The organism is Leptolyngbya sp. AN02str, assembly GCF_050565595.1.
Taxonomy (GTDB): Bacteria; Cyanobacteriota; Cyanobacteriia; order Elainellales; family Elainellaceae; genus Kaiparowitsia.
Genome location: NZ_JBNXVR010000077.1, coordinates 1 through 10,162 on the forward strand (window position 1 = coordinate 1; position 10,162 = coordinate 10,162).

The 10,162-nt window shown below is 49.9% G+C and carries 7 protein-coding genes; 4 read left to right on the forward strand and 3 right to left on the reverse strand.

Translation table 11 applies throughout. The features are described 5' to 3' along the window. Positions 1 to 335 precede the first annotated feature (335 nt). Positions 336 to 1,337 (forward strand): helix-turn-helix transcriptional regulator, encoded by a 1,002-nt coding sequence (locus ACQ4M4_RS28430; protein WP_430687838.1) that lies wholly within the window; start codon positions 336 to 338, stop codon positions 1,335 to 1,337. An 81-nt stretch (positions 1,338 to 1,418) separates the two neighbouring features. Beyond that, positions 1,419 to 3,977 (forward strand): TonB-dependent receptor domain-containing protein, encoded by a 2,559-nt coding sequence (locus ACQ4M4_RS28435; protein ID WP_430687839.1) that lies wholly within the window; start codon positions 1,419 to 1,421, stop codon positions 3,975 to 3,977. Between the two features lie 130 nt (positions 3,978 to 4,107). On the opposite strand, the gene ACQ4M4_RS28440 is transcribed toward ACQ4M4_RS28435, so the two are convergent. Continuing rightward, positions 4,108 to 4,926 (reverse strand): ABC transporter substrate-binding protein, encoded by an 819-nt coding sequence (locus ACQ4M4_RS28440; protein WP_430687840.1) that lies wholly within the window; start codon positions 4,924 to 4,926, stop codon positions 4,108 to 4,110. Between the two features lie 568 nt (positions 4,927 to 5,494). Between ACQ4M4_RS28440 and ACQ4M4_RS28445 the strand changes: the two genes are divergently transcribed. Both ACQ4M4_RS28445 and ACQ4M4_RS28450 read left to right on the forward strand, forming a co-directional pair. Then, entirely contained in the window at positions 5,495 to 7,552 is a 2,058-nt protein-coding gene (locus ACQ4M4_RS28445; RefSeq protein WP_430687841.1) for a protein kinase domain-containing protein, read from the forward strand. A gap of 20 nt (positions 7,553 to 7,572) precedes the next feature. Next, entirely contained in the window at positions 7,573 to 8,979 is a 1,407-nt protein-coding gene (locus tag ACQ4M4_RS28450) for a serine/threonine protein kinase (RefSeq protein ID WP_430687842.1), read from the forward strand. Between the two features lie 155 nt (positions 8,980 to 9,134). On the opposite strand, the gene ACQ4M4_RS28455 is transcribed toward ACQ4M4_RS28450, so the two are convergent. Both ACQ4M4_RS28455 and ACQ4M4_RS28460 read right to left on the reverse strand, forming a co-directional pair. Continuing rightward, positions 9,135 to 9,548, reverse strand: a complete 414-nt coding sequence (locus ACQ4M4_RS28455; RefSeq protein ID WP_430687843.1) for a DUF302 domain-containing protein — start codon at positions 9,546 to 9,548, stop codon at positions 9,135 to 9,137. A 69-nt stretch (positions 9,549 to 9,617) separates the two neighbouring features. Further along, positions 9,618 to 9,794, reverse strand: a complete 177-nt coding sequence (locus ACQ4M4_RS28460) for a hypothetical protein (RefSeq protein ID WP_430687844.1) — start codon at positions 9,792 to 9,794, stop codon at positions 9,618 to 9,620. Between the last annotated feature and the right edge of the window lie 368 nt (positions 9,795 to 10,162).

Here is a 10,162-nt window from a genome sequence, read left to right on the forward strand (position 1 = left end):
TGGGTAGGGTGCGAAGCACCCTACCCACAACACCAACACACCAGATTTAGTGGGCTTGTGTAAGTCCTGTCTCAAATAGGGCGTTTGGGCTTTGGGGCAAGCTTTGAAGATGAGCCAGAAGAGCATCCCTGATTTCGGTGCTCGATCGTCTGTCACAAGGCTGAAGTGGCGGAACAAGGGCGATCGCCTGTGATGCAAAGGTTACAGGTAACGGTTGATGCGGCCTTGCTCAGTTTTGTCGGTCATCTTGTAGCTGAGAATAGTTGCATTAAACGTCCCCATTTAAATGAGAATAGTTGTATGAACTTGGAGTTTCTTGGTGACTGCATCCAGCTATGACCCTAATGCTTTCTGAGGCGGACTATGTTGAACTCTGCCATTGTGACGAGCCTCAGCATCATTCTCAATGTTTGGCCTTGCAGAGTGAAACGAGCCGATGGTTGCCATCCGTATTGGGGAAAGGATGTACCCGAAGCGTTGAGGTGTCTCCTGGGGTTTGGCTGGATGTGATTGATAAAGAATTTGCTCAGCCGTGGGCTTTGAAGGTGCCAGTTCACGAGCATTTGGTGCAGATCACAATCATGGTGTCGGGTGTGGTGGATTACGACGAGACGTATCCCACATTGGGGGCAGGGCGAGCTTACTTTTCGGGGAGTGGGTTGTCGTCGGGGTATGTGGCGCGCTATGGGCGATCGCACCAACTAAAAGGCATCAACATCCATATCGATCCAGATGTGATTGCTCCATTTTTGGTAGATCAGCCTGCGATGCTGCATCAAATGTTAATCAAAACCGATGACTGGAAAACTGCCTGGTTCCCCAAGGTCACGCCAGCCATGCAAACGGTAGCACAACAGTTGATGCAGTGTTCATTTCAAGGCGCCACTCAGCGGTTTTACTTGCAAGCTAAGGTGTTTGAACTGCTGGCACTGCAGGTAGATGTAATTGAAGGGAGCTTGGGTGGAAGTTTGGGTGAAAAGGCAACTGGAGCCGCACTTAAACCTATGACGGTGGAAGCAATTTATCGCGCGAAGGAAATTCTAAGTAATCAGGTGGAAAATCCACCTTCTATGCTGGAATTGGCACGGCAGGTTGGAGTGTGCGATCGCACCTTGCGACGTGGATTTCGTGATTTGTTTGGCACAACGGTAATTGGATATCTCAATCAGCAGCGCATGCTCAAGGCTGAACAACTTTTGCGGCAGGGCGGTTGTACCGTTGCCGAAGTTGCAAACAAAGTTGGCTATGCGCATTTAGGTCATTTTTCGGCTGCATTTCGCAAACAAATGGGAATCAGCCCTCGCGAATGTTTATCTACCAAGTCCGTTTTGGGATAAGGCTGACCGTTTTGGGATAGACAGAGCGCCCAAATCTTCCTACACTGATTCTCCTGATCTATTAGGAATAGGTCTCAATAAGTGAATGTGGTGTGGAAGGATATGAAGGTGCGATCGGTTCAGTTGGGTTTGATGGTGGCTATATATGGTGGCATGGTGGGCGCAGTTTCCTTGCCTGGATGGGCGCAGGAAATTGGCGCAAATCAGCCGGTCGCTTCTCCATTGAGGCTTACCCAAGCCGATGGGTTTGTGCAAATTACGGGCGTGCGAGTAGACCCTGCAAATGAAGGTGTGGCGATCGCTCTAGAAACGGCCAATGGGGCGTTTGTTGTTCCCAATTTTCAAATTGTGGGCAATGCGCTGATTGCAACGATTGCCAATGCAGAGTTGACGTTGCCCGACGGTGATTTCTTTGAGCAATTTGGCCCTACAGACGGAATTGCATTGATCAGTGTTACAAACGAGCCGGGAAATCAGGTGCGAATTGCCATTACAGGAACAGACGCACCGCCAACGGCAACAGCCCAAGCCCAAGCCCAGTCGTTAATTTTGACGGTGCTGCCCGGTGTGGGAGAGAACGCTGCATCCGAGCCAGACGGGATTCAAATTGTGGTTTCGGCGACCCGAACGGAAGAAGAAGCTTCATCGATTCCTCGCTCGGTTACGGTCATTGAACGCGATCAAATTGAGCAGCAAACCCAAGTTTCGCAAGGATTGGGCGATGTCTTGGAGCAACTGGTGCCGGGATTGGCTCCTTCGACTGGAACCACGAGCAACTTTGGCCAATCGTTGCGGGGACGCAATGTGCTGGTGTTGATTGATGGAGTACCGCAAACGACAAACCGCAATGCGTTTCGCGATCTGCAAACCATTGCTCCCAGTGCGATCGAACGCATTGAAGTGGTGCAAGGGCCAACTGCAATTTATGGGGATGGCGCAACGGGTGGGGTGATTAACATCATTACTCGTGGGCCTGCCGAAGAAGGAGTTGTGTTGCGATCGCGCTTGGGGGTGAGTGCCGATGTGGGCAACATTTCCGATAGTTTGGGTGGGGTCGTTGAACAATATGTGGGTGGGCGCTCGGGCAATACCGATTACGTCTTTACCGCTTCCTATGACTACACGGGCGGCTTCTTTGATGCGGGTGGCGATCGCATTCCTTCCGATCCCAATGCCCAAGGCGGCTTGGCCGATACTGAATCTCTAAACCTGTTGGGAAAAATTGGGGTTGACCTGGGTGAGGATCAACGGCTTCAGTTCACTGTTAATCACTACGATTCGGTGCAATCAACAGACTTTACCACCGATCCTAGTATTCTTGACAGTCCTGGACGGCAGCGATCGCAAGCCTTGGATGGTTTGGATTTGGATACGCCCCAGTTGAGCAACAATACCCTGCTCAGCCTGAACTATCGCCATGCCGATGTCTTGGGCGGTGATCTACAAGGGCAACTTTACTATCGTGACTATTTAACGCGCTTTTTCCCGTTTGATGGTCGTACATCTGCCAGTTTAGGAAATTCTATCTTTCAGTCCCAAGTTGATTCCACAGAATGGGGCGGACGGCTGCAATTTGACACGCCTTTGGCGAATGAAGGAGCCCTACGCCTGTTGTGGGGAGCCGATTACAACAATGAGCGTACATCTCAACCCGTGAATATTTTCGATGCGGCTGCGTTTGATGCCAGTGGTGGCTTGGCCTATCGTCGAGTTGACCAGCGGACTTGGGTGCCACGCCTCAACCAAAACAGCCTGGGGCTGTTTGCCCAACTCAATTGGGAGGTGAGCGATCGCGTTACATTCCTGGGCGGTGTTCGTCACGAACGGGTGGGCTTGAGTGTGGATGATTTCACCACGCTGGCGGGCAATGCCGTTGAAGGCGGAAATTTGGACTATGATGCAACGCTGTTTAATGCGGGTGGTGTGGTTGACCTAAATGACGATATCAGCGTGTTTGCCAACTTTGCTCAAGGCTTCTCGTTGGCCGATGTTGGATTGGTGCTTCGCAATGCACCAGCGGACTTTTCGCTAGGAACTCTACGCCCCGAAGCGCAGCGTGTAAACCACTACGAGGTAGGCGTACGCGGCAACTGGTCTGGCGGGCAGGCATCCTTGGCGGGCTTTTACAACACGTCGGAACTGGGCACCACGTTCACGGCTCCAGGCGAAATTTTGCGAGCACCAGAACGCGTCTACGGCATCGAGGCAACGGTGGATACTCAATTAAGCGATCGCTGGTTACTGGGCGGTACCTTTAGCTGGTCGGAAGGAGAAATTGATCGAGCAAATACAGGCGATTACACGCCGCTGGATGGGTTCCGAATTTCGCCGATTAAAGTCACTGCCTATGTGGAAAATGAAACAACTCCCGGTTGGCGTAACCGATTGCAATTGCTCTATTCTGGCGATCGCGATGTATTTGATTCGGATACTGTGTTTGGTCAACGGGCTGTTGGTAGCTACGTCACGGTAGATTACATCAGCAGTATTGCCCTTGGACCAGGAAACTTAGAAATTGGTATCACCAATTTGTTCAATACGGATTACTTCCCAGTTGTGTCTCAACTGCAAACGAATGAGTTGAGCAATGCGGCGGGACGTGGGCGATCGCTACAAATTGGATACTCATTTGAGTGGTAAATAACGTGAATGTTGGATAAGCTAAAGTGCCCATTTCTGCGTGCGCGTCGCGTACGCAGAAATGCCCTGAACTGAAACTGACGTTAAATAGCAGACCTGCTGAGTTCTTGCTGAACTCAGCAGGTTGATGCTAAAGCCCCAAGTTCTTTTCCAGATCATCCAGTAATAAGTTGGCTGCTTGTACACCACCAGCCGTCGTCCACACAACATCACTCACCGCATGAGCATTGCCTAACTGCACAACGCTCAACTGCTTCCAGAGAGGATGGTTTAACCAAGGCTCGGCAACATTTGTGAGATCTTGGTTATTGCCGTCTCCCGTGTAAGTAAAGTAGAACAGCGCATCTGCTTCCATGGCTGGAATTTGCTCAAAGGAAACTTCTTGAGCAAACCCATCGCCTGACTGAAGCGGCGGACGCTGTAGCCCAACTTCCTGTAAAATCTGGCCCGGAAACGAGTCTTTTAGGTAAACCCGTGCGGCCCCTGGTAAAAAGCGAACCAGGGAAACTTGAAGGTTGCGATTAGCCAACTGTTGTTGCAAATTGGCGACGCGGCGATCCCAATCTGTTAATAGCTTTTCAGCTTCTACTTCACGATTCAGCGCTTTGCCATAAAGACGTAAATTTTCTTGCCACGATTCGCCAATCGTTTCGGAGAAAACAGTGGGGGCGATCGCATTCAACTGGCTGTAAATTTGCTCTTGCCGAACCTGGCTACCAATAATCAAGTCGGGTTTCAGCGCAGCAATGCGTTCCAAATTAGGCTGCATCTCGTCTCCTACAATGGGCACGTTTGCCATGTCATCGGCAATGTAGTCATAGTAGGGGGCTCCAGACCAAGACCGAACGGCTCCAATGGGCGTTATCCCTAATGCCAAAACAATGTCGGTTGATTCGTTGGTAAGGACTACAACCCGCTGTGGGTTTACTGGAACAACGGCATTCCCCATAGCATGTGCAATTGTGCGTTGAGAAGATATCTGAACCGTTTCCTCAACAGCTTCAGGAGTCGTTTGCTCCAAGTTAGAAGATTTTCCCGAGCAAGCAACCAACAAAACACACACAGCAACACTACAGGACAGAAAACGGCTTTTCACCCAAATTACTCCCCATCAATCGTTCATGAATCCATGCTTTAGCAAGCTCGTCAGTTTCACATTCTCCTAATTAGAGCAGGACTGACGCAGTATTCAACCTCCTGGTTTTTTGGATGAAGTGCGTTAGTCCTATAAATGTGAAACTTCAACATAGTGCCTGTAAAGCGCTCATGCTGCAACATTGCATCGGCTCCATTGCCCTCAAAACAACTGCATCCAAGGACGTTGTTGCAGATTAAAGTATGGATGATTTGTCCGAGAAAACGAGATACAAATTCCCGGGTGTTTTGTAGAAAAAAGACGAGACACTGCGCCATCATTCTCCTCTCGACACGCCACAATTTCCTGAGTATTCTAGATGTGTGTTCCGCGATCGCCTCTACTCTCTTCATAACTCATCACTATCCATAACCATCTACGTATGACACAAATGCATCTGCGCGAATTTGAGTCAGATGAGCCGTCGCAGCGACCATTTGCGGTTCCGGAACCATTTCAGCCTGTGCCGATGGCGATTGCGTCAGATCTGGCTCCTGCTTCAGATGAGCCATTAACTCAGGCGATCGAGGCGATCGATCAAACCGTACAGGCACCTTCCAATCCATCAGACGGTTCGCATCAACTTGGTGATGTGGTTGCAGACCGCTACCGGATTCTGTGTGTGCTGGGGCAGGGTGGCGTTGGCACAACCTATCAGGCTGAGGATTTGCAAACGGGAGAACAAGTTGCACTCAAAGCGCTGTCTCTGCGGGCCATGAAAGACTGGAAGCAGATGCAGCTATTCGAACGAGAAGCCCAAACGCTGAAGCAGCTCAACCATCCTGGCATTCCCCAATATCTGGATTACTTTCATGTAGATACGCCGCAAGATCAGGCTTTCTACATCGTGCAGCAGTTAGCCGAGAGAGAGTCGCTCGCCGATTTGGTCAAGCAGGGCTGGCGTTCTACCGAAGCAGAGGTGAAAGCGATCGCCACCCAAATTTTAGAGATTCTTACCTATCTGCACAGCTTGGAACCTCCGATCGTGCATCGCGACATCAAGCCCCAAAATATTATTCGCAGAGCGGATGGGCGCGTCTTTTTAGTCGATTTTGGTGCGGTGCAAAACACCTATCACAACACGCTGATGCGCGGCAGTACGGTGGTAGGCACCTTTGGCTATATGGCTCCCGAACAGTTTCGGGGACAGGCCAATCCCGCAACCGATTTTTATGGCTTGGCGGCGACGCTGCTGTTTTTGCTGACGTGGCGATCGCCTGCCGATATTCCTCAAGATCGTCTGAGAATCAACTTCCGGTCTCGCGTTCAGGTGTCCGAAGCCTTTGCCGACTGGCTAGAGCGGATGCTGGAGCCCGACTTTGAAGATCGCTTTTCCTCGGCCACAGAAGCCTTGGAAGCCTTGCGCGGTCGCCGTCTGGTTAGCAAGTTCCACGCTCCAGTTCCCTGGAAAGCGCTAGTTGGGGTTAGCCTTGCTGCCGTTACGTTAGTCAGTGTGCTGAACCACTATCGCTGGGCCGCCATGCGAACCCTCGGATTCGGGGCACCCGGCATCTGTGGAGTAATTGCAGAGGGCAATATTGGAGAACTGAGGAATTATCTGAACCAGGGTGGCAATCTGGCTCGGGATGAAGATACCAGGCTTACACAAGATGAGCGTCTTCCAGGAAACGTTGGATGGCCCTTAGTCTGTGCACTAAACAGCGCTGAGCCAGAAGTGGCCCAGCTCATGATTAGTAGAATTTCCGGAGTGAACGGAGTTGATGAATATGGGCTTTCTCCGCTTATCTGGGCAACTGTTTCCAAACAATTAACTCAAGACTTGCTTGCTCAGGGAGCAAACGTCAACGTTAAATCGCTATATGGCTTCACACCGCTCACGGCTGCTTTACGTCAACGCTATATCCGCCTAGGGTATCCAACCCATCCCATTGAAATTCATCCAGAATACGAGCAAGTTGTGAAGTTGTTGGTCGAGCATGGGGCTGATGTCAATGCACAAAATGCTGACGGATGGACGATACTCAATGTCGCTATTGACGCTTTGCCTTGGCTTGGCCCAGACAATGATGAATCGAGGCCAGAGGTGGAGCGGGTCATCAAACTGTTGTTAGATAGGGGCGCGAACGTCAATGCGACCAATCGATTTGGGTATACCCCTCTCGATTCAGCAGTCGAACGAAATAACGTGGCGATCGCAAAATTACTTTTGGACAAAGGCGCAGACATTAATGTTAAATCACCTAATGGTGGACTGCCGCTTTTGCATAGTGCAATTTTTAGTGGCCCTGAAATGGTCGAATTGCTATTACAGCATGGTGCAAACGTGAATGCTAAGGATGAGACTGGCAGGACTCCTCTAGAGCTATTAGCGATGTCGTGCAGAACCATGACATTTACAAATGGTCAGCCTGTTTGTCAGTTAACGTCAGAGGATCAGCAGATTCGTGCATTGCTAAAGCGCTACGGTGCCACTGAATAACACTGGGAATTAGCTGACCTATGGAACGATTCCATCATTCCGACGAGATTATTGCCCAGCGCTATCAAATTTTGCGGGTATTGGGTCAAGGGGGAATTGGCATTACCTATGCGGCGATGGATTTGCAGACCAACCAGCAGGTTGCCCTCAAAGCATTATCCTTGCGGCGGCTAAATGACTTTAAAGTGCTGGATTTATTTGAGCGCGAAGCTCGTACCCTGGAGCAGTTAAACCATCCAGCAATTCCCCGTTATCTCGATTACTTTCAAATCGATCAGGCCGATAACCGTTCGTTTTACCTTGTGCAACAGCTCGCCGAGGGGCAAGATCTAACAACCCTTGTCGAAAAAGGCTGGCGACCCAATGAAACCGATGTAAAACAGATTGCCGTTCAAATTCTCAACATTCTGGTTTATTTGCAGGAGTTGACGCCACCCGTCATTCACCGAGACATTAAGCCCCAAAACATCATTTATCGAGATGATGGACAAGTTGTATTAGTCGATTTTGGAGCCGTACAGGATACCTACCACAACACCATGACCGGAGGCAGCACCGTCGTTGGCACCTACGGCTACATGGCTCCCGAACAGTTTCGCGGGCAGGCTGTGTTGAGCACCGACTTATATGGCTTGGGCACAACGCTCATTTTTCTGCTCAGCGGCAAACCTCCGGCCGATTTGCCTCAGCGTAAACTCAAAATTAATTTTCGCCCCTATATTCATGTCTCTCAAACCTTTGCAGATTGGCTAGAGTGCCTGATCGATCCGGTCGCAGACGATCGCTTTCCATCGGCAAACGATGCTCTAGCGGTTCTGCTAGGAGAACGCACCCTAGCCGCGACTCAAAAGCGCGATCGCCCTAGCCGCAGCCCCATCACCTTCATTCGAGACGACCACGAGTTGCTCGTCAAAATTCCGCCAACCTGGCTGCGTAGCACGCACAGTCGGCTGTTGAGTCTGTTTCCGCTGGCTTCTACCAGTTTTTTGCTGGTAATGATTTGGATGATTCTCGCCTCCGGTTACTCCATGACTCCAGCCAGTTTGCTGCTGCTAATGATCTATGGCGGCATCAGCCTGTGGATGGCAGGCCTGTTTCTCATTAGTGCTGCTTCCCAGACACGCCTGGAGATGAACTCCGCTCGCTTGCGATTGCGGCGATCGCTCTGGGATATTTCATTAGCCGATGTTTCTGCCACTCCAGCGGAAATCATGAACGCAGAACTTCAACCTACCAAACTGTCTGTTGGCAGAACTCCACTTACCGTTTGTGTGGTGAAAGTGAGGCGATCGCGCTATCGCTTTGGGTTCTTCCTCACAGAATCAGAAAAAGCATGGCTCATCTCAGAAATTGCTCAAGTGGTGCAAGCTCATAAAACGATTCCAACCACAGCCGAAGACACAGAAGCACTTAAGCACAGCCAATAGGGTCGGCAAGGCGATCGCTTTACCAACAAATAGGAGCGATCGCGCACTGCGACCAGTCGTTGCTGTTTGATCAAGTTCAATGATTCAGGACTTACGCATTGGTGTTGTGTGTGATGGGCTTGCGTAAGCCCTATGATGTTCTGGAAGCTGAGATATTACGCCATTTGCATCAGAGATTGAGCTGCGGGAAGGCGGTCAATAACTCGTTGCATTTTCTGGCTAGCATCCAGGGCAATTTCTTTTGCCCTTGGCGAATGAATCATCAAAAACATGGCTAGAGGATCAACGGCTGATACTTCTACACGTCCATCATTGTGTTCTTGGACAACCACATTGCAGGGATACAACACTCCTGCTTTATCGTCCACCTGAAGCATTTGATACGCTGTTTGAGGATGACACGCACCCAAAATGCGATACCGACGAAAGTCTACTCCGAGCTTTTTCTTGAAGGCTGCCTGGGCGTCAATGTCCGTTAAAATTCCCATGCCTTCTTTTTGAAGCGCTTCAGTCACCTCGGCGATCGCTTGATCAAACGAACAATCGACAATTTTGCTGAAATGATACATGATTGCATATCCTCATGAACGGTAAAGAACAAAACTTAGTGACACTCAAACGAAAGCACTTGGGAAGATTTATAGATAGGCGGTATAACGTGTGGGCGATAGCCTGCAACCAAGATACTCTCCTTCCCAAATCGCTGTCGCGGCATAACGACTTTCGGTGGCGTTAGTCAACACCAACACCTTGGCAAACTCAATATCGGCTCCTTGTGCGATCGCCTCTCCATACTTCTTCCTAAACAGCAGCATGAAATAACGAGTAGAGTTCTTGATAGGACAGGGGCAACTGAGTGAGGCGCAATCGCACCTATCAAATTTTGATAAGAACGTTAATTCATTTATATAACTATATAGTAGTTTATGTCAATAGGCGTTTGCACGGCATCTTTCTTGTAGCAGGACTGACGCACTTCATCCGAAAACCAGGGGATTGACTGATGTTTGGGGCATTTAGCGCTCTAAACATCAGTCAACTGCGTCAGCCCTATAGATAGGGTTTGCTGAAAAAAGCAGCAAAGGTTTACAGTGCCTAGTTTTCAAGCGAGATCAAGTCTGCTAAAGTGCAAAGAAAAAGTGTAAAACCTCTCAAAAACCTTGCACGAGCTTGCCGATGTACC